Origin of the sequence: Phaeobacter piscinae, assembly GCF_002407245.1 — a bacterium.
GTDB classification, from domain to species: Bacteria; Pseudomonadota; Alphaproteobacteria; order Rhodobacterales; family Rhodobacteraceae; genus Phaeobacter; species Phaeobacter piscinae.
Window position 1 is genome coordinate 2,518,566 of the sequence record NZ_CP010681.1, and the last position, 20,582, is coordinate 2,539,147.

The following is a 20,582-nucleotide window of genomic DNA, read 5'->3' on the forward strand; positions in this document are numbered from 1 at the left end:
GCCCCGATCCGGCACACTGCGCAGATATTGCCGATTGAGACATTGCTGACAGGAGATCTGAATGCCCGCCCCCCTTCCCCCAGCCCCCTATTTCTTTGGCTACGGCAGCTTGGTGAACACGCGCACCCATGCCTATGGGCAGGCCCGTCCGGCCCGGCTCAGCGGCTGGCGGCGGGCCTGGGTGCAGACCGATCTGCGCCAGGTGGCCTATCTCTCTGCGGTGCCCTGCGCCGATAGCCGCATCGACGGGCTGGTCGCCGAAGTCCCCGGCGCGGATTGGGCGGCCCTGGATGACCGCGAGTTCGGCTATGATCGTCTGGCGGCGCGGGACTCGGTGCAGCATGATCTGGCGCCGGAGACTGAGGTTGCCGTCTATGCGATCCCCGCCAACAGTCAGCGTGCAGCCAGCCTGCGCCATCCGATCCTGCTGAGCTACCTTGATGTGGTGATCCAAGGCTATCTCGATGTCTTTGGCACCGAAGGCGTTGCCGATTTCATCCGCACGACCGATGGCTGGGACACACCAATTCTGAATGACCGCGCCGCCCCCAGCTATCCCCGGGCACAGGTGCTGACCACGGATGAACGTGATCTGGTGGATCATCACCTGACTGCGCTGGGTGCACAACTGATCGAGGCGGATCAGTGATCTCACGCACGCTTCTCTACATTCGGCGGATCACCCGGCAGCTGTGGTTCCGCGTGGTGCTGATCTCGGCCTGTTCCCTGCTGGCACTGGCCATCGCGCCCTGGCTCACACCGTTTATCCCCGAGGATCTGGGAGAGCGGTTCGGACGCGAGGCCGCCCTACCGGTGCTGAATATCCTCGCCTCCGGCATGTTGGCCGTGACCACATTTTCGCTGAATGTTATGGTCTCTGCCTATCGCACCGCCGCCGCCACCGCGACCCCGCGGGTGTACCGCCTGCTGCTGGAGGACACGATCACCCAGAGCGTGCTGGCCACCTTCGTCGGCGGATTTGTGTTCAGCCTGAGCGCGGTGATCCTGTTTCGGGCCGGGTTCTACAGCGAGGATGCGGCCATCGTGGTCTTTGCCATCACGGTCGGAGTTGTGGCGCTTATCGTCGGGGCGATTTTGCGCTGGATTGATCACCTATCGGGGCTTGGCAGCATGGATCACACCCTGCGCCTGATCGAGGAGCGCAGCCGCACCAGCCTGCGCCAGCGCGCCGATGCCCCCTGTCTGGACGCGCAACGCGCCGAGGATGACACCCGGTTTCAGGCAGACGGCACAGCTATCCCGGCGCAGGCGTCGGGTTTCGTGCGATTTGTGGATGTCGCGCAGCTGCAGACATTGGCAGAAGAGGCCGACACCCAGATTGCGATCCATCGCACGCCGGGAGAATTCGTGCTGCGCGGGCGGCCCGTGGCCTATGCGAAATCCGGGGATGAGGACCTGTGCAAGGCCGCCAGCCGCTGCATCGAAATCGGCGATGTGCGCAGTTTTGATCAAGATCCCTCATTTGGGCTGACCTTGCTTGCGGAAACCGCCCAACGGGCGCTCTCCCCCGGGGTCAATGACCCCGGCACCGCGCTGGAGGTCATGGGGCGATTGGAACGGCTGCTGTGGGAGAATACCCCGGATGAGGACGCGCAGACCGGGCGGGATCCATCCTTTGACCGGGTACTCATGCCTGCCATATCCGCCCGGCATCTTCTGTCCTGCGCCTTCCCGCCCATTGCCCACGCCGGAGGGGATGACCCGGCGGTAATTGACTGGATGGACAAAGCCCTCACGGCGCTGGGGCACCATCCTAACCCGGCCATGGCCAAAGCCGCCACAAAGATGCGGGCGCAGCGCTCTGATCGCTGAGACCTGACACATGGGGGAGCTGACGCTCCCGGTCCAAACAAAAAGGCGGCCCACCCGGAGCCGCCTTTTCAAAACAATATTGGCTGCGTTCAGCCGCGAGCGCGCACCGTCTCCATCAGCGCCAGCAGGGCCGACATATCGGGTCCGCGTTCCATGCCAGTGACAGCTTTGCGCAGCGGCATAAACAGGCCTTTGCCCTTGCGACCGGTGGCCTCTTTCACAGCGGCGGTCCACTTGCCCCAGCTTTCGCTGTCGTAAGGCCCCTCGGGCAGCAGCGCCATCGCCTCTGCGATGAACTCTTTGTCCTCGTCCGCGATCAGCGGCTCGGCGCCATCGCGGCACAGCTCCCACCAACCGGCGAGATCCTTGAGCGTGGTGATGTTTTCCTTGGCCACATCCCAGAACGCCGCCTGTTTCTCGGCCGGAACCCCCAGCGCGTCCACATGGGTCTGCACATCCGCCAGCGCCAGCGACTGCAGGTAGCGCGCCGTCAGCGGGTAGACATCCTCCACATCGAATTTAGTCGGCGCCGCGCCAAAGCGGTTGATGTCAAAGCCGTCGATCAGCTCTGCCATCTCACTGCGGATCTCGACCGGATCGGAGGACCCCAGCCGCGCCATCAAGGACAGCAACGCCATTGGCTGGACGCCTGCCTCGCGCAGGTCCCGCAGCGCCAGCGTGCCCAGACGCTTGGACAGTGCCTCGCCCTGTGGGCCGGTCAGCAGCGAGTGATGCGCAAAGGAGGGCACAGTGCCGCCCAGCGCCTCGATGATCTGGATCTGGGTCGCGGTGTTGGTCACATGGTCAGAACCACGCACCACATGGGTCACGCCCATTTCGGTGTCGTCGACCACGGAGGCCAGCGTGTAGAGGAACTGACCGTCGCCACGGATCAGCACCGGATCGGAGACCGAAGCCGCATCAATGGAGATATCGCCCAGAATGCCGTCAGCCCATTCAATGCGCTGGTGATCCAGTTTGAACCGCCACACACCATCGCCACGCTCGGCACGCAGGGCAGCCTTTTCCTCATCGGACAGGGCCAGCGCTGCGCGGTCATAAACCGGCGGCTTGCCCATGTTCAGCTGTTTCTTGCGCTTGAGGTCCAGTTCGACCGGCGTCTCAAATGCCTCATAAAACCGGCCGATCTCGCGCAGTTTGTCCGCCGCAGCAACATAGCGCTCCAGCCGCTCGGACTGCCGCTCCACCCGATCCCAAGTGAGGCCCAGCCATTCGAGATCCTGTTTGATCGCGTCGACATATTCTTCCTTTGACCGCTCCGGGTCGGTATCGTCGATACGCAGGATGAAGCTGCCGCCGGCCTTGCGGGCGATCAGATAATTCATCAGCGCGGTGCGCAGGTTGCCAACGTGGATATAGCCGGTCGGCGACGGGGCAAATCGGGTGGTTGTCATCACAAGTCTCCTGTTGCCCTGCCCCATGTCACATGGACGCCGTTTTGTCCAGTTGTCGGGCGGCACGTCGAAGTTGATCCAAAGTCGTTTCAAAGTGTTGGTGTTTTTTGAATTACACCTCAGGTTTCGTTCAGACTCCCGTGTCAGTCTGCCGCAGCACACACCGTAGTGATGGTAAGAAGTAACTGGGTTTCCCATGAACAAAGTGATCCCGCGCGAGACGTTACAGGGGCAGAGCCTGCCAGAGCCCTCTCATGCCCGGCTCATGGATGTGTTGAACAAATTGGATCAGGGGGTGATGGTCTGGACTGAGGACGGGCACTGCCAGGTTTTCAACGAACGTCTCCTCACCCTTCTGGAGCTGCAGAACGGGGATGTATTCCCCGGCTATTCCCGCGCGGCATTTTTTGCCACCGCCGTCAAACTCGGCCATGTGACCGAGGAGAGCGCCAAACAGGCGGAGCAGGATTTCAGCTCTGACAAACAGCGGTTTTCGGCGACCCGCAGAATGCCCTCCGGACGGCGGCTACAGATTGATACGCGACGGCTGTCCACCGGAGGGTTTGTCACCTGCTACACGGATGTCACCCAGATTGAGCGCAGCGCGCGGGACCTGACCCAGGCGCGACAGGCCGCCGAGGAGGCCGAGCTGACCGCCCTGAAGACGCTCGCGGCAGAGCAATCCTGGCGCGAGGAAGCCAAGCTGTTGTCCCAGCTGGATGAATGGCTACACTCCTGCAAATCTCAGGAAGAGCTGTTTCGCATCGTCAGCGCCTTCATGGCGCAGCTGTTTCCGCAATCCCGGGGGGAGCTGTATATTTATTCCAACTCACGCGATGTTCTGGACGGCAAATGCCACTGGGGTGGCGGCGAGGCGCATGACCACATCTTCCCCGATGCCTGCTGGGCGCTGCGACGGGGGCGGCAATATCTCTATTCCGCCGACAAGATTGCCTTTGCCTGCGCCCATGTGGAAGAGCAGCCCAGCACCAGCGAGCATGAGGATTACGTCTGCTTCCCGGTCGTCGCCCATGGCAATACCGTGGGTCTGTTGCACGTGAAATTTGCGCCGGAAGAGGATGCCAAACGCAAGGTGGCGCTGCATCGTCTGGCGCTGCGCTGCGGTGAGCACATCTCGCTGGCGGTGGCCAATGTGCGGCTGCGCGACGAATTGCACGATCAATCCACCCGCGATCCGCTGACCGGCGTCTATAACCGGCGCTATTTCCTGGGAGAGCTGCGCAATGCGGTGGCCCTGGCCGACCGGCGCGCCAGCCAGCTGGGGGTGCTCAGCTTTGATGCGGATCGGTTCAAGACGTTCAATGACACCCATGGCCATGATGCGGGCGACATGGTGCTGCGCGCCATTGGCGACACGCTGAAGGAGCTGTTTCACAACGGAGAGGTCTGTTGCCGGATGGGCGGCGAGGAATTTGCAGTGTTCCTGCCCGATACCGATAAGGAACAGACCATGGAGGTGGGCGAGGCGCTGCGCGCTGCAATCGAGGATATCACCCTGCGCTATGGATCCGGCACCCTACCACGGGTCACCATCTCCATCGGGGTGGCCAGCTACCCCGAAGATGGGCTGCTGCCACAGGATCTGATGCATGCCGCGGATCGCGCGCTTTATGCCGCGAAGGACGCAGGCCGCAATTGCGTGGTGGATTGCCAGAAGGCCGACCCGGCGGAAGGTCCGTTTTCAGGGTCATAAGACCGTCAGCACCCATCGGCACAGGTGCAGCGGGCGACCGCAGACGCAGCTGTGCAGGGACTGCACCACCCCGCCGCCCTTGCCTCAGGCCGTCCTTGCCTCAGCTTGGGTCGCGCCAATGGTTCACGATGGGATAACGCCGGTCCAGCCAGAACGCACGCGGCGTCAGACGCGCACCGGGCGCAGACTGAAACCGCTTGTATTCGCTGATATAAATCAGGTGCTCCACACGTTTGGCATTCTCCCGCGAGAAGCCTGCCGCGACACAATCGGCAATCGACCCATCGCGGTCCACCAGGATCTCCAGCAGCGCATCCAGTTCCGGGTAATCCGGCAGGCTGTCGCTGTCCTTCTGATCGTCGCGCAGTTCGGCACTGGGCGGTTTGTCGATCACATTCGGACGGATCACCTCGCCCTCCGGCCCCATCATCCAGTCACGGTGATTGGCGTTGCGCCAGCGGCAGGTCTCAAACACGCGGGTCTTATAGAGATCCTTGATCGGATTATAGCCCCCCGCCATATCGCCATAGATCGTCGCATAGCCCACGGCGACCTCGGATTTATTGCCGGTGGTCAGCAGCATCTCGCCAAATTTGTTCGACATTGCCATCAGCAGAAGGCCCCGCAGGCGGGACTGGATGTTTTCCTCCGTCAGCCCCGCGTCCAGACCGGCAAACAACGGCGCCAGCGTATTGGTGATGGCGGCGCGTCCCTCGGCAATCGGGACGTAATCGTAATGCACGCCCAGCGCCTTGGCCACGGCCTCAGCATCGTCAAGGGACTCTTGCGAGGTATATTCGGACGGCAGCATCACGCAGCGGACATTCTCCGCCCCCAAGGCATCAACTGCAATGGTGGCCACAATGGCGGAATCCACCCCGCCTGAGAGACCCAGCAGCACCTTCTTGAAGCCGGTCTTGCGCATGTAATCGCGCAGCGACAGCGTCATGACGTGATAGTCCTGCTCCCACTCATCCGGCAATGAGGCCTTGGGGCCGTCAACGGCGCGCCAACCCTCGGCAGTACGCTCCAGATCGAGATGCTGTATCGCCTCGTCAAAGACCGGCATCTGCAGCGCCAGCGCGCCGCCCGGGTTCAGCACAAAGGAGCCGCCATCGAAAACCTGATCGTCCTGCCCGCCCACCATGTTGAGGTAGATCACCGGCAAATCGGTTTCGACAGCGCGGGCCACCATGTGGTTGAACCGCACATCCATCTTGTTGCGAAAATAAGGCGACCCATTGGGGATCAGCAGGAACTCAGCGCCGGTTTCGGCCAAGGTCTCGGCCACATCCTCATACCAGCCATCCTCGCAAATCGGGCTGCCGATCCGGGTGTCGCCAACCGCATATGGCCCCCCCAGAGGGCCGGCATCAAAGATCCGCACCTCGTCAAACACGGTGGCATTGGGCAGATGGTGCTTCAGCACCTGCGTGGTGATCTTGCCCCCCTTCAGGATCAGATAGGCGTTGAACAATTTGCCATCCGCGACCCAAGGGCTGCCAATGGCGAGTGCCGGTCCATCGGCGCAATCGGCGGCCAACCGCTCAACCTCGGCGATGGCGGCCTGATGGAAAACCGGTTTTCGCACCAAGTCCTGCGTGTTGTAGCCGGTGATGAACATTTCCGGCAAAGCGACCAGATCCGCCCCGGCGTCACGGCCTGCGGCCCAGGCCTCGCGGGCCTTGTTTGCATTGCCCGCCAGATCCCCGACGGTGGGGTTCAATTGGGCCAGTGTCACGCGAAAACGATCAGCCATCCTGCTTGCGTCCTTCGATAATCCTGCCTTCTGCCATTAAACAGATCGCGCCCCGAGGGAAAGACCACAGCGGCAAAAGACATTGCGACGGCGGCGGCTGTGGCATAGTTTCCTGTCAAACAGATCAACAGGCCCGCACCGCGGCTCTCCTTATGGCAAGCAGATATTCCATGACCCGTTTCACCACCGCCGCTCTTTTGACCTCTGCCCTGGCGCTTGGCGCTGCCGGGGGTATCCGTCCGGCTCTGGCGCAGGACGATGGCAAGGTCCTGACCACACAGGACGAAATCGGCGGCATCTATGAGGGCACCTTTCGCGGCGGGTTGCAGCATGGCACCGGCACCTACACCCTGCCCAACGGCTATGAATATACCGGCGATTGGGTCGATGGTGAGGTGCGCGGACGCGGCGTGGCGCGTTTCCCCAACGGCTCCGTCTACGAGGGCGAATTCGCCAAGGGCAAACCGGAGGGCGTGGGCAAAATCACCTTTGCCGATGGCGGCACCTACGAGGGGGAGTGGTCAGACGGGGTGATCAACGGTCAGGGCGTCGCGGTCTATGCCAACGGCGCCCGCTACGAGGGCGGGTTTCGCGATGCCAAGCACCACGGCAAGGGCCTGATGCGCAACCCCGGCGGCTATCAATATGAGGGCGACTGGGTCGATGGCCTGAAGGATGGCACCGGCAAGATCACATACCCCGACGGCGCCACCTACGAGGGCGACATCCGCAACGGCCAACTGGCGGGCACCGGCAAGCTGATTATGCCCGACGGTCTGATCTATGAGGGCGACTGGGCTGCGAACCAGATGGATGGCACCGGGGTGCTGACCCAGCCCAATGGCGACATCTACGAAGGCCCGCTGGTGGCCGGGCGCCGTCAGGGTGAGGGCAAGCAGATCCATGCCAATGGCGATGTCTATATCGGCAATTTCGAGGATGACCTGCGCCACGGCGAGGGCACCTTCACCAAGACCGACGGCTATGTCTACACCGGCGAATGGCTGGCGGGACAGATCGAAGGCAAGGGCCGCGTCACCTATCCCGACGGTTCGGTTTACGAAGGTCAGTTCCGTGATGATCTCGCGGATGGGGTCGGGAAAATCACCTATCCAGATGGCTCCACCTACGAAGGCGACTGGGTGGCCGGCGTGATTGAAGGCACCGGCACCACCACCTACCCCAACGGGTTGGTCTATACCGGCGAGTTCAAGAACGCGAAGAACCACGGTCAGGGCGTGATGACATATCCCGACGGCTACCGCTACGAAGGCGGCTGGAAAGACGGCCAACGCCACGGTGATGCGGTCGTCACCTACCCTGACGGCTCGGTCTACACCGGCAGTTTCGCCAACAGCCAGCGTCATGGCACCGGCAAGATCGTGATGACCGATGGCTTCAGCTATGAGGGCGACTGGACTGAGGGCAAGATCAGCGGCAAGGGCGTGGCCACCTATGCCAATGGCGACGTCTATGAGGGCAGCTTCCTCAACTCCAAACGGCAAGGGCCCGGCGTGATGCGTTACGCCAGCGGTCAGGAGGCCGAAGGCACCTGGGAAAACGGTGCCCTGAAAACCACCGGCGGCGCCACGCAGGCCAGTGAGGACGCTGCCAGCGACGATCAGGCCGCCGAAGATCAGGCCAGCGACAGTGCAACTTCCGAAGCCGGTGACGGTGCCAGCAACTGATCCGAGGGGTCGTTTCTGATTTGGCCCCCTCTGACATGGGCGCATGGGCGACAGTCGCAAGCTTTGGCCCTGTGCAGATAAATTCTGTCTTCCCATTCGTCATTGGCTCTGTATAACTCTGCGTCATGACCATGCGTGCAGATATCCTTCGCTCCGCCACCGCGTTTCGCGGTGCAGATCTGCGCGCCCTACTGATCCTAATCCGCCTCTGAGCGTGCCATCCGGCGCGCCCGCTCAGAGGAGAAGGCATGCGCGCCAAGGATTGGATTTTAGGACAGACAAGAAAGATACCGACATGACGACTGCAGCTGACAAAGATCGCGTTTTGATCTTCGACACCACCCTGCGCGATGGCGAGCAGAGCCCCGGCGCAACCATGACCCATGACGAAAAGCTTGAGATTGCCGAGCTGCTTGACGATATGGGCGTGGACATCATCGAAGCGGGCTTCCCCATTGCTTCCGAAGGTGACTTCAAAGCCGTGAGCGAGATTGCAGAACGCTCCAAAAACTCCCGGATCTGCGGCCTGGCACGCGCCAATTTCAAAGATATCGACCGCTGTGCCGAAGCGGTGAAACGCGCCGCCCAGCCGCGCATCCACACCTTTATCGGTACCTCGCCCCTGCACCGCGCCATCCCCAACCTCACCAAGGATGAGATGGCCGAGAAGATCCACGAGACGGTCACCCATGCCCGCAACCTGGTGGACAATGTGCAGTGGTCGCCGATGGATGCGACGCGCACCGAATGGGATTACCTCTGCCGGGTGATCGAGATTGCGATCAAGGCAGGCGCCACCACCATCAATATCCCCGATACCGTGGGCTATACCGCCCCGGTCGAAAGCGCCGATCTGATCAAGCGCCTGATCGAAACCGTACCGGGTGCCGATGACGTGATCTTTGCCACCCATTGTCACAACGACCTTGGCATGGCGACGGCCAACTCGCTGGCGGCGGTAGCGGGCGGTGCGCGGCAGATCGAATGCACCATCAATGGTCTGGGCGAACGCGCTGGCAATACCGCGCTGGAAGAGGTCGTCATGGCACTGAAGGTGCGCAACGACATCATGCCCTTCACCACTGGCATCGACACCCAGAAGATCATGCATATATCCCGCCGGGTCTCCACGGTTTCCGGCTTTGTCGTGCAGCCGAACAAGGCGATTGTTGGCAAAAACGCCTTTGCCCATGAAAGCGGCATCCATCAGGATGGCATGCTGAAGAACAAGGAAACCTTTGAGATCATGCGGCCCGAAGATGTGGGCATTGCCGGCACCTCCCTGCCCTTGGGCAAACACTCCGGCCGTGCAGCCTTGCGCGACAAGCTGAGCCAGCTCGGCTTTGAGGTGGGCGACAACCAGCTGAAGGATCTCTTTGTCCGTTTCAAGGAACTCGCCGACCGCAAAAAAGAGGTGTTCGACGACGACATCATCGCCCTGATGCGCACCAGCGGCGATGAGGATGATCACCTCAAACTGGTCTCTATGAAGGTGGTCTGCGGCACCGGCGGCCCGGCTGAGGCAACCCTTGAGATGGAAGTCGAAGGCAAGGATGTGTCTGAGACCGCAGAAGGCGACGGCCCGGTTGATGCAGCCTTCAGGGCGATCCGCAAAATCCATCCGAACTCGGCGCATCTGCAGCTCTATCAGGTCCATGCGGTGACCGAAGGCACCGATGCGCAGGCCACGGTCTCTGTCCGGCTGGAAGAAAACGGCGTGATCGCCACCGGCGAAAGCGCCAACACCGACACGGTTGTCGCCTCTGCCGCAGCCTATATCGGCGCACTGAACCGTCTGATCATCCGCCGCGACAAGATGGGCGCAGGCGCCGACACGCGTGAGATTTCCTACAAGGATATCACCTAAGTCAGCACCTACCTCTGTATTATTCTCGCCCCCGCTGCAGCAGTGCAGCGGGGGCTCATCTATCGTTAAGCACGTTCAGGTAGACTGCAGGTGATCTTTTCCAAAAGCACGGCGGAGCAATGCAGTCCACACCGAATTTCGCTGCACCTTCTGTTCGCACAGTCATACAGCCACTCCTGGACCGAAAAGACTATCATAACGCTCTTATCGCGTTGCGCCCACTCGTGTCAGAGGACGCTCCGGACCCGGAAGTACTGGATCTTGTCGCGGATTGTTATTTTGGCCTGGATCAGCCGACAACTGGCATTCAAGTTTTGGAAGCTATCGTAAGCACCTGGCCGGATAACAAGGCCGCTCTTGGAAAACTGGGCGCGAGGCATCTCCAGATTGGCAGCAAAGAACGCGCAGCTGAAGCCCTTCGCAGCTACCTTGCGATGGACCCCGACTCTGTCACCGCACTTGCAACGCTTCACCTTGCCGCGCCCTTCGGCGCCGAAAGCCCTTATGCACGCCACCTCAGATCTCTGTTGGAGACCCCGCTTCTGACCGAAGCAGAGAAGGCCACTGCGAACAATACCCTTGGTCGAATCGCAGCCAAAGCCGGTTCTCCAAAGGAAGCCATCGGCTATTTCGAACAAAGCAAGAGCTGGATGAACGGCACCTATGTTCCAGAGATCGAAGAGCAGGAAATCTCAGACCAGATTTCGCGGTACCTACCCAAAAATCTTCTGTCTGTTCAGCAGACGGATCAATACCCCGTGCCAGTCTTCCTAACAGGGTTGCCGCGCTCAGGCACAACATTGCTTGAAAACATGCTGATCCAGCATCCACGGGCCACCACCATCGGTGAAAGCAAAGGCCTGCTCAGGAGCATGAATGCCGTCACACAGCCTGTGCAGCAACCTGAGATTCCGTTCGACAAATGGCGATGGTGCGACGAGGTCAGTCAGGAACTGGCGCACGCTGGCAGGCGCTGTTATCTCGACCACTTTCCCGCCAACTACGATAACTGCGCGAAAGTCTGCATCGACAAGTTGCCTCAAAACCACTTCGAATTTGGGTTTGCGCATCTCATCCTGCCGGAGTCACGGTTTATTTTTATGATGCGACATCCGCTCGACGTGGGCCTGTCACTGTTGTCTAACAACTTCAGCGGAGGCCACAGCTATTCCAAACGTCAGGAATGGATCGGTCATCGAATTCGCTGTGCCTACACCTCTGTCGATGACTACGCACAAAAGCTGCCCGGGCGTATAAGGTTTCAATCATATCGCAAACTGGTGGACCAACCTGAAAAGCAGTTGAGAGCAATTCTCACTCATCTTGATTTGGATTGGGATCCCGCCTGCCTGTTCCCGGAGGATGGCGAAAGACTGATCCAAACCGCATCGATCAATCAAATTCCAAAGGGGCTTAATCGCTCCGGCTTGGACAAATGGCGCCCCTACGAACGCGAACTCGCGCCGCTGATCGAGGCGCTCGGCGGGTGGGACTGGATCAATGACTGGCAGACGCGCGACGCGGAAACCGCCTAGATACACTTACCCCAGCTTTGCGAACAGCCTTGTCAGCCGCTGTGCCTCATCCGCGGTGCCGTAGGGGGCATTCACGATGAACATGCCGGAGCCGACCATACGGTGGCCCTCGCGGGCGGGCGGAAACCGCACCTCGTGGCGCAGCGCACCCGGCAGGTTTTGGGCCGCTAGTGCGGTCAGCATCGGCTTATGGGTCCCATCGGTCAGGATCGGGTACCACAGCGCAATCACCCCGACGTTCCATTTGCGGTGCAGCTTGGCGATATGGCCGGGGATCTGTGCATAGTCGCGTTTCACCTCATAGCTCGGGTCAATCAGCATCAGCCCACGGCGCGGGGTTGGCGGCGCCAGTGATTGCGCCAGCTCGAACCCATCCTGCTGATGCACATGAACGCGCCGTCCCAGCCCATGCGGCCAAAGCGCCTCCCGCAGAGCCGCGTTCTCCCGCGGGTGCAGCTCTGCGAAATGCAGACTGTCCTCTGCCCGCAGGAGATGCGCTGCAATCAGGGGTGAGCCGGGATAGGCGTTCCCGCCAGCGGCGCTGCGGGTTCGGGTGATGGCCTCTGCCAGCGGATGGTCCACATCCAGCATCGCCCCGTCCAGCAGGCGGTTGATCCCTGCCGCGGCCTCTCCGGTCTTCACCGCCTCTGCGGCGTCCAGCTGATAGAGGCCACGCCCTGCGTGGGTCTCCATATAGCTGAGCGGTTTGTCCTTCTGGGTCAGATAGGCCAGCATTCGCGCCAGCAGCGCATGTTTTTGAACATCGGCCAGATTTCCGGCGTGGTAGATATGTTGATATGACAGCATCCCTGCCCTCTAGCGCCAAACCGCCCCGGACAAAAGCCCCTTGCCACAGCGGAGTGCGTTGGATCCGACGGCTCAGACCGCTGGCATCTGCTGTGTTGCACAGTGAATGCCGCCGCCCAATTCGCCCAGCGGGTCCACGTCCAGCGTGACAATCTCCCGTCCCGGATAATGCCGCGCCAGCGCCTCCCGCGCGATCTCATCGGTGTCGCGATCCCCGAATTCCGCCGCAATCACCGCGCCGTTACAGACGTAGAAATTGGCGTAGGAGGCGACAAAGTCGTAGCTGTTGACCCGGCGGATATGTGGTTCGGGGATAACCTCCACCGCCAGTCCCGCCGCTATCAACCGGTCATGCGTATCCAACGCGGCCATATGGAACGGATCGGCCCTATCAGGGGTATCAGGCAGGTTCATAAGAACACGCCCCGGCCCGGTGTACCGTGCGAGGCTATCAATATGATAGTCGGTGATGTCCTCGCCCCGGACCCCCTTCCCCCAGATCATCCGATCGGCACCATACGCGTCCAGCAATCGCTGTTCTATCTGGGCGCGCGACAGGCCGGGATTGCGGTTCTTATTCACCCAGCTGCTTTCATGCGCCATCAGCAGCCCGTGCCCATCCTGTTCTACGCCGCCTGCCTCGCCCCGCAAACCAGTTGTCAACAGCGGCAGCCCCAAACGCTCAGCCACCCGTTCTGCGACCTGGCTGTCCCGCCGGTTGACCTGCTTTTCACCCCAGCCATTAAATTGGATATGGCTGATGGCCATGCGGCCTGCGCCATCAACGACAAAAATAGGCCCGGAATCGCGGCACCACAGATCCTCGGTCGGGATATCCCACAGCTCAACATCTGCAGACAACTTGGCGCGCGCCCGGGCATGGTCCGCTGCCGCCGCAAGCACTGTGACAGGTTCAAAAGCCGCAATCGCATTTGCGATATCTGCAATCGTCTGCTGTGCCATGTCGAGGAACACGGGATCGGGATGGACCTTCCGGCTGACCGGCCATTGCATGAAGCTGCGCTGGTGTGGCGCCTCCTCCGGTGGAACAAAAAATCCCGACCCGGCAATTGCGTTTGGTCCCGTGATCAGATTTGCCATGCCGACAGCCCCACCAGCCAGTAAGAAATTCCGCCGCTTCATCGCCGTTCCCTCCGTCGATCACACGCCCGTTATGAAGAAGTTTATCAAGCCCGTCCAAACAAGAGAAGCGACGCATTCCCCCTGCCGGTGGGATCCTGACTCGACCTTTCCCAAGGGGCACCCTTGCGGTGGTGGCGAAAAGGCGCCTTTTGGTCCGAATCCGCCCTTTCGCCACCTCTCAGCGCTGCTTATAAGACATAAAGCCCGCTCTCAGCAGAGTCGCGGGACAGGTGGCAGTTTTACAGGGTCTTAATATATGTCGATCTTCGGAAGTCTTGGCGGGTTGTTCACGTCTGATATGGCAATTGACCTCGGCACGGCGAACACGCTTGTCTATGTCAAAGGTCGCGGTGTCATCCTGTCAGAGCCGTCGGTTGTGGCCTATCACGTGAAAGATGGCGTCAAGAAAGTGCTGGCGGTTGGCGAAGACGCCAAGCTGATGCTGGGCCGGACCCCCGGCTCGATCGAGGCGATCCGCCCGATGCGCGAAGGGGTGATTGCGGATTTTGATACTGCCGAAGAGATGATCAAACACTTCATCCGCAAGGTCCATAAACGCTCCACCTTCTCTAAGCCCAAGATCATCGTCTGCGTCCCGCATGGGGCCACCCCGGTTGAAAAACGTGCGATCCGCCAGTCGGTTTTGTCCGCGGGAGCGCGCCGTGCTGGCCTGATTGCAGAGCCCATCGCCGCAGCCATTGGTGCCGGCATGCCGATCACCGATCCCACTGGCAACATGGTTGTGGATATCGGTGGCGGCACGACCGAGGTTGCGGTCCTGTCGCTGGGTGACATCGTCTATGCCCGCTCCGTTCGCGTTGGTGGTGACCGGATGGATGAGGCGATCATCTCCTATCTGCGGCGCCAGCAGAACCTTCTGATCGGAGAATCCACCGCTGAGCGCGTGAAAACCTCCATCGGCACCGCGCGCATGCCCGATGACGGTCGTGGCCAGTCGATGCAAATTCGCGGACGCGACCTGCTGAACGGCGTGCCGAAAGAGATCGAAGTCAGCCAGGCCCAGGTCGCCGAGGCGCTGGCCGAACCGGTGCAGCAGATCTGCGAAGCGGTGATGACCGCGCTGGAAACCACCCCGCCGGATCTGGCGGCAGATATCGTCGACCGGGGCGTCATGCTCACTGGCGGCGGCGCGCTGCTGGGCGATCTGGATCTGGCTCTGCGGGAACAGACAGGTCTGGCCGTCTCCATCGCCGATGAGAGCCTGAACTGCGTGGCGCTTGGCACCGGTAAGGCACTGGAATACGAAAAACAGCTGGCACATGCCATTGATTACGACAGCTGAGCGGTCAAACCATCGCTAAGATGGTGGACGCCCGGCGCCGGGAAGGAACACCTTGGCCAAAGATCGGTCCCAGCGCGATGACTACACCGCCCCGCTGCGCCGCCTGCTGACCGGGGTTGTCTGCCTGTGCCTGCTGGGTATTTTTCTGGTCTGGCGCATCGACAGCCCACGGGTTGAACGGTTCCGCGCGCAGGTGGTTGACGCCGTCGTCCCCAGCATGGATTGGGCGATGATCCCGGTCGAGGGCGCAATCAACCTGTTCCGCGATTTTCAGAGTTATCAGCGACTTGCCGAACAGAACCGGGAATTGCGCAGCGAATTGCGCCAGATGCGCGCCTGGAAAGAGGCCGCGTTGCAGCTGGAGCAGGAAAACGCCCGTCTGCTGGATCTCAACAATGTCCGGCTTGACCCGCGTCTTACCTATGTGACCGGCGTGGTGATGGCCGACAGCGGGTCTCCGTTTCGCCAGTCGGTGATCCTGAATGTAGGCGCCCGCGACGGGGTGCGCGATGGCTGGGCGGCGATGGATGGCATCGGCCTTGTCGGGCGGATCTCCGGCACCGGGCAGGACACAGCGCGGGTGATCCTGCTGACCGATGCGGCCAGTGCCGTGCCCGCCCTGATCCAGCCTTCGGGGCAGAGCACGCTGGTGGCCGGTGACAACAGCCCCGCACCGGTGATCGACTTCCTTGAAAACCCCGATCTGGTGCGCCCCGGTGACCGGGTGGTGACCTCGGGCGATGGCAATGTGTTTCCGGCGGGCCTGCTGATCGGGCAGGTCACGCAAGACCGGTTTGGCCGCCTGCGGGTACGTCTCTCGGCGGATTTTGAGCGGCTCGAGTTTCTGCGGGTGCTGCGCCACCATGGCTCTGAGGTGATCAAGGACCCCGGCGGGCTGGTGGTGCCTGCACCGGGCATCAATATCCCACAGCCCCGCCCCGAAGGTCTGGGCGATGAAGCCGCAGCGGAGGCCGGCAATGGCGAATAACGCCCCGGCGCGGATCTGGGTCATGCGGGCGGCCTTTCCCGCCTTGGCGCTGGTGATCATGTTCTTTCATCTGCTGCCGCTGGACACGCTGCCCTCCCGCTGGGCACCGCCGGATCTGCTGCTGGCGTTGGTCATGGCCTGGTCGATGCGCCGCCCTGACTATGTGCCGACCGTGCTGATTGCGCTGACCCTCCTGCTGGCGGATCTGTTGTTTCAACGGCCACCGGGGCTGATGGCGCTGCTGGTCGTTCTCGCCTGCAGCTTTCTGAAGTCACAGGTCCAGCCGCACCGCGAAACCGCCTTCATCGGGGAATGGGTCACCGTGGCCATGACCATCACCGCCGTGACCCTGCTCAACCGGCTGATCCTCGCGGTTCTGGGGGTGGTGCAGCCGTCGCTGGGGTTGATTCTGATCCAGATGGTGGCAACATTGTTGATCTATCCGCTGGTCGCGCTAGCCAGCCAAAGCCTGCTAGGGGTGCGCAAACTCTCCCCCGCAGAGGCAGAAGCCCTGGGAAGCCGCTGATGAAACGCAACGTCAAAGACGTCGAAGCCACACATCGCAAACTCAGCCGCCGCGCCCTGCTTTTGGGCGGGTTGCAGCTGGCCTTTGCTGGTGGTCTTGCGATGCGCATGCGCCACCTTCAGGTCGATCAAGCCGATCAGTTCCGCCTGCTGGCGGAGGAAAACCGGATCAACCTGCGCCTGATCCCGCCCGCCCGCGGGCAGATCTATGACCGCAACGGCACCATTTTGGCGCAGAACTCCCAATCCTACCGGATCACTGTGGTGCCGGAGGACGCAGGTGACGTGGGTGACGTCATCGACAAGCTGTCGCGCCTGCTGACGCTGGACCCCGAAGACATCGAACGCGCCATGGCCGAGATGCGCCGTTCACCGCCGTTCCTGCCGATCACCCTGGCCGATCAGATCAGTTGGGACGATATCTCCAAAGTTGCCGTGAACGCCCCTGCCCTGCCCGGCATCACGCCCGAGGTTGGCCTGACCCGTGTCTATCCCCAGCAGGAGGACTTTGCCCATGTGGTCGGTTACGTCGGTCCGGTCTCCGACTATGACCTCAGCAAGATGGAGGACCCCGAGCCGGTACTGATGATCCCGCGCTTCCAGATCGGCAAGGTCGGGTTCGAGGCCAAGCGTGAGGACGTCTTGCGCGGCAAGGCCGGCGCCAAGCGGGTTGAGGTCAACGCCACCGGACGGGTCATGCGCGAGCTGGACCGCCGCGAGGGTGAGGCCGGTGCGGATATGCAGCTGACCGTTGATGCGGATTTGCAATATTACACTCAGGCCCGTTTGGGGAAGGAAAGCGCCAGCGCCGTGGTGATCGACTGCGAGAGCGGCGATGTGCGCGCCATCGCCTCCTCCCCCAGCTTTGATCCCAATCTGTTTGTGCGCGGCATTTCGGTCGCCGATTACCGGATGCTGACCGAAGACCCCTATCGCCCGCTGGCCAATAAATCGGTGCAGGGCACCTATCCGCCGGGATCCACCTTCAAGATGATCACCGCCCTCGCCGCGCTGGAGGAAGGCTTGATCGGCACCGAAGACACCGTCTGGTGTCCCGGCCATCTGGAGGTCTCGGGTCGCCGCTTCCACTGCTGGAAACGTGCAGGCCACGGCCATGTGGATCTCAACACCTCGCTCAAAAGCTCCTGCGACGTCTATTATTACGACCTCGCCATCAAGGTTGGCATCGACAAGATTTCCGCCATGGCGAAACGCTTCGGCCTTGGCGTGCGCCATGATCTGCCGATGTCCGCCGTGGCCAAGGGGATCGCCCCGAACAAGGAATGGAAGTCAAAGACCTACGGTCAGGACTGGCTGGTCGGCGACACCGTGAACTCCTCCATCGGGCAGGGCTATCTCTTGGCCTCGCCGATGCAGCTGGCGGTGATGACCGCGCGTCTGGCCACTGGCCGGTCGGTCACGCCGCGCCTGCTGAAATCCATCGACGGGGTAGAACAGCCCAGCGGCGCGGGGGAACCAATCGGCGTCAATGAAAACAACCTGCGCACCATCCGCCGGGGCATGTATTCTGTCAGCAATGAGCGGCGCGGCACCGGCTATCGCTCCCGGATCATCGCCGACGGTATGCGCATGGCCGGCAAAAGCGGCACCAGTCAGGTCCGCAATATTACCGCCGCAGAACGCGCCGCCGGGGTGATCCGCAACGAGGATCTCCCTTGGGATCGCCGCGACCATGCGCTGTTCGTGGCCTATGCACCGGCTGACGATCCGAAATTCGCCGTGGCGGTGGTGGTGGAACATGGTGGCGGCGGCTCCAAGGCAGCCGCCCCTATCGCGCGCGACGTGCTGCTGCAAGCACTCTATGATGGCACACCACCGTTGGAAGCCTATCCCAAGAAGGACCGCAGCCGCATCAAAGCGCAGCAGGAGCGTCTGGAACGTGAGCGCTTCCAGCGCAACAGCGGCAGAGACCAGGCATAGAGGACCCGCATGAGCTATCTCGCCAATAACGCACAATCGGTTCCCACCGGCCTGCGCAAGATCCTCTATCTAAACTGGCCCTTGGTCCTGCTACTGGCCAGCGTCGCCAGCGTCGGCTTTCTGATGCTCTACTCGGTGGCGGGGGGCAGTTTCTCCCCTTGGGTCGAGCCGCAGGTCAAACGCTTCGTTCTGGGACTGTCGGTAATGCTGGTCGTCGCCATGATCCCGATCTGGTTCTGGCGCAATATTTCTGTTCTGGCCTATTTGGTCTCAGTCCTGCTGCTGGTGGCGGTGGAGTTTTTCGGCACCGTCGGCATGGGCGCGCAGCGCTGGATCGATATCGGTTTCATGCGGCTGCAACCGTCTGAGCTGATGAAGATCACCCTGGTGATGCTGCTGGCGGCCTATTACGACTGGCTGCCGCCGGAACGCTGCTCGCGTCCGCAATGGGTAATCCTGCCGGTCATCCTGATCCTGCTGCCCACCTTTCTGGTGCTGCGCCAGCCGGACCTTGGCACCTCCATCCTGCTGATGGCGGCCGGTGGCGGTGTGATGTTCCTCGCAGGCGTCCACTGGGCCTATTTCGCCGCTGTCATCGGGGCCGGGGTCGGGCTTGTGGCGACCGTGTTCAAAAGCCGGGGCACCGACTGGCAACTGCTGAAGGACTACCAGTTCCGCCGCATCGACACCTTCCTGGATCCGTCACAGGATCCACTTGGGGCGGGTTACCACATCACCCAGTCAAAGATCGCGCTCGGCTCCGGCGGCTGGTCAGGGCGCGGCTTCATGCAGGGCACCCAGTCGCGGCTGAACTTCCTGCCGGAAAAACACACCGATTTCATCTTCACCACCCTGGCCGAGGAATTCGGCTTCATAGGCGGTTTTACCCTGCTGTTCATTTATATGCTGGTGATCACCTTCTGCATCGCCACCGCGCTCGCCACCAAGGACCGCTTTGCATCGTTGGTCACATTGGGGATTGCGATCAGCTTCTTCCTGTTCTTTGCCGTGAACATGTCGATGGTGATGGGCCTCGCCCCGGTGGTGGGGGTGCCGCTGCCGATGGTGTCCTACGGTGGCTCGGTGATGCTGGTTCTGATGGGCGCCTTTGGCCTCGTGCAAAGCGCGAATATCCACCGCCCGCGCTAAGCGCCGGTTAAGGCCGCCAGAAGCACCCGTGTCAGCGCACTGTCGGCATCGCGTTGGTGCAGCAGAACCCCCAACCGCCGGGCCTCCCCGTCAAACGGGGTGAACCGCAGGCCAGCATGCCTGCGCAGCCCCTCCCAAAGCGGCACGACGGCCTGTGCGGTGCCCTCTGCCACCATCTGCGCGATCAGCTCCAGCGCATCCAGTTCCGCCAGAATGTCCAGCGTATCAACCCGCTGTGTCAGCGCCTGCCAACAGCGCGCCCCACCCCAGGCCTCGCGGCTGTAGATCAGGAACGGCAGCGCCCCATCAGATAGCCCCTCACCGCCCCCTTCTGCCTGCAACAGGCCAATGGGCTGGCGGGCGACCTCTTTGAATACATAGGCTTTGGGGAGCGCAAACGGTGGCTCAATCAGCAGTGCCGCGTCCACCTGCCCCTGTTGCATCGAAGCATAAAGCCCTTCTGACGTGCCCGGCACCAGCTGCAAGGCAACCTCCGGCGCGGCCCCCCTCAGGTGCCGAAGGATCACTCCCGCGTAATCCCCCATGGCCGTCGACACCGCCCCCAGCCGCAGCGTGCCGCTGAGGCTGGCCCCGCGCAGCTGCCCTCGCAGCTCTGCCTCAGCCCGCAGAACCTCTCGCATCTTTGGCAACAGGCGACGACACTCCGCCGTGGGCTGCATGACGCGCCCGGCGCGGCACAAAAGCCCCACACCAACATCGGCCTCCAGCGCCGCGATCCGTTGCGAAATCGCCGATGCGGTGATCCCCTCCCGGCGCGCCGCCGCCGCCAGGGATCCCTCCTCTATCGTGGTGACGAGGCTGGAGAGGAACCGTGTATCCATAGTTTCTCTTATGTTTGAATATAGAAAAACAAGCTACCCTTTTTCATCGCCCCCTTCTATCCCTAAGGCCACA

Annotated in this window: 16 protein-coding genes; 11 read left to right on the forward strand and 5 right to left on the reverse strand. The window is 61.7% G+C overall.

What is annotated here, in order from left to right; genetic code table 11:
* Nucleotides 1–61 precede the first annotated feature (61 nt).
* Nucleotides 62–649, forward strand: coding sequence for a gamma-glutamylcyclotransferase family protein (locus phaeop14_RS11835; protein ID WP_096789640.1), 588 nt, complete (start codon nt 62–64; stop codon nt 647–649).
* Nucleotides 646–1,833, forward strand: a complete 1,188-nt coding sequence (locus phaeop14_RS11840; RefSeq protein WP_096789641.1) for a DUF2254 domain-containing protein — start codon at nt 646–648, stop codon at nt 1,831–1,833. Before phaeop14_RS11835 ends, phaeop14_RS11840 begins: the two co-directional genes overlap by 4 nt.
* Before the next feature lie 89 nt (nt 1,834–1,922).
* Here phaeop14_RS11840 and gltX read toward each other — a convergent pair whose 3' ends face one another.
* A complete protein-coding gene (gene gltX, locus phaeop14_RS11845; protein WP_096789642.1) occupies nt 1,923–3,248 on the reverse strand; it encodes a glutamate--tRNA ligase in 1,326 nt (441 codons plus the stop codon).
* A gap of 196 nt (nt 3,249–3,444) precedes the next feature.
* On the opposite strand from gltX, the gene phaeop14_RS11850 reads away from it, so the two are divergent.
* Entirely contained in the window at nt 3,445–4,962 is a 1,518-nt protein-coding gene (locus tag phaeop14_RS11850; protein WP_040173435.1) for a sensor domain-containing diguanylate cyclase, read from the forward strand.
* Nucleotides 4,963–5,062: 100 nt separating this feature from the next.
* Here phaeop14_RS11850 and phaeop14_RS11855 read toward each other — a convergent pair whose 3' ends face one another.
* Entirely contained in the window at nt 5,063–6,721 is a 1,659-nt protein-coding gene (locus phaeop14_RS11855; protein ID WP_096789643.1) for an NAD+ synthase, read from the reverse strand.
* A 170-nt stretch (nt 6,722–6,891) separates the two neighbouring features.
* Here phaeop14_RS11855 and phaeop14_RS11860 point away from each other — a divergent pair, with 170 nt between their 5' ends.
* The 3 genes from phaeop14_RS11860 to phaeop14_RS11870 all read left to right on the forward strand — a co-directional run bounded on the left by phaeop14_RS11860 (nt 6,892) and on the right by phaeop14_RS11870 (nt 11,811).
* The gene (locus phaeop14_RS11860; protein WP_244905765.1) at nt 6,892–8,409 is read left to right on the forward strand and encodes an MORN repeat-containing protein; all 1,518 of its coding nucleotides are present in this window, start codon (nt 6,892–6,894) and stop codon (nt 8,407–8,409) included.
* 295 nt (nt 8,410–8,704) lie between these two features.
* Nucleotides 8,705–10,276, forward strand: coding sequence for a 2-isopropylmalate synthase (locus tag phaeop14_RS11865; protein ID WP_040173428.1), 1,572 nt, complete (start codon nt 8,705–8,707; stop codon nt 10,274–10,276).
* A gap of 119 nt (nt 10,277–10,395) precedes the next feature.
* A complete protein-coding gene (locus phaeop14_RS11870; protein ID WP_096789645.1) occupies nt 10,396–11,811 on the forward strand; it encodes a tetratricopeptide repeat-containing sulfotransferase family protein in 1,416 nt (471 codons plus the stop codon).
* Between the two features lie 6 nt (nt 11,812–11,817).
* Here phaeop14_RS11870 and phaeop14_RS11875 read toward each other — a convergent pair whose 3' ends face one another.
* Both phaeop14_RS11875 and phaeop14_RS11880 read right to left on the reverse strand, forming a co-directional pair.
* On the reverse strand, nt 11,818–12,618 hold the full coding sequence (locus phaeop14_RS11875; RefSeq protein ID WP_040173422.1) for a 23S rRNA (adenine(2030)-N(6))-methyltransferase RlmJ: 801 nt from the start codon (nt 12,616–12,618) through the stop codon (nt 11,818–11,820).
* A gap of 72 nt (nt 12,619–12,690) precedes the next feature.
* A complete protein-coding gene (locus phaeop14_RS11880) occupies nt 12,691–13,761 on the reverse strand; it encodes an agmatine deiminase family protein (protein WP_096789646.1) in 1,071 nt (356 codons plus the stop codon).
* Nucleotides 13,762–14,017: 256 nt separating this feature from the next.
* On the opposite strand from phaeop14_RS11880, the gene phaeop14_RS11885 reads away from it, so the two are divergent.
* From phaeop14_RS11885 to rodA, 5 genes are read left to right on the forward strand one after another with little or no spacing between them, the layout of a single operon-like run.
* Nucleotides 14,018–15,064, forward strand: coding sequence for a rod shape-determining protein (locus phaeop14_RS11885; RefSeq protein WP_024096270.1), 1,047 nt, complete (start codon nt 14,018–14,020; stop codon nt 15,062–15,064).
* Between the two features lie 52 nt (nt 15,065–15,116).
* Nucleotides 15,117–16,052, forward strand: coding sequence for a rod shape-determining protein MreC (gene mreC, locus phaeop14_RS11890; RefSeq protein ID WP_040173413.1), 936 nt, complete (start codon nt 15,117–15,119; stop codon nt 16,050–16,052).
* On the forward strand, nt 16,042–16,578 hold the full coding sequence (gene mreD / locus phaeop14_RS11895) for a rod shape-determining protein MreD (protein WP_096789647.1): 537 nt from the start codon (nt 16,042–16,044) through the stop codon (nt 16,576–16,578). Before mreC ends, mreD begins: the two co-directional genes overlap by 11 nt.
* Nucleotides 16,578–18,518: a penicillin-binding protein 2 gene (mrdA, locus tag phaeop14_RS11900; protein WP_040179689.1), complete on the forward strand. Its 1,941-nt coding sequence runs from the start codon at nt 16,578–16,580 to the stop codon at nt 18,516–18,518. The genes mreD and mrdA overlap by 1 nt, the downstream gene beginning before the upstream one ends.
* Nucleotides 18,519–18,527: 9 nt before the next feature.
* Nucleotides 18,528–19,667, forward strand: a complete 1,140-nt coding sequence (rodA, locus tag phaeop14_RS11905) for a rod shape-determining protein RodA (RefSeq protein ID WP_014880865.1) — start codon at nt 18,528–18,530, stop codon at nt 19,665–19,667.
* On the opposite strand, the gene phaeop14_RS11910 is transcribed toward rodA, so the two are convergent.
* Nucleotides 19,664–20,509 (reverse strand): LysR substrate-binding domain-containing protein, encoded by an 846-nt coding sequence (locus tag phaeop14_RS11910; RefSeq protein ID WP_096789648.1) that lies wholly within the window; start codon nt 20,507–20,509, stop codon nt 19,664–19,666. The two genes, rodA and phaeop14_RS11910, sit on opposite strands and share 4 nt — an antisense overlap.
* Nucleotides 20,510–20,582: the final 73 nt, after the last annotated feature.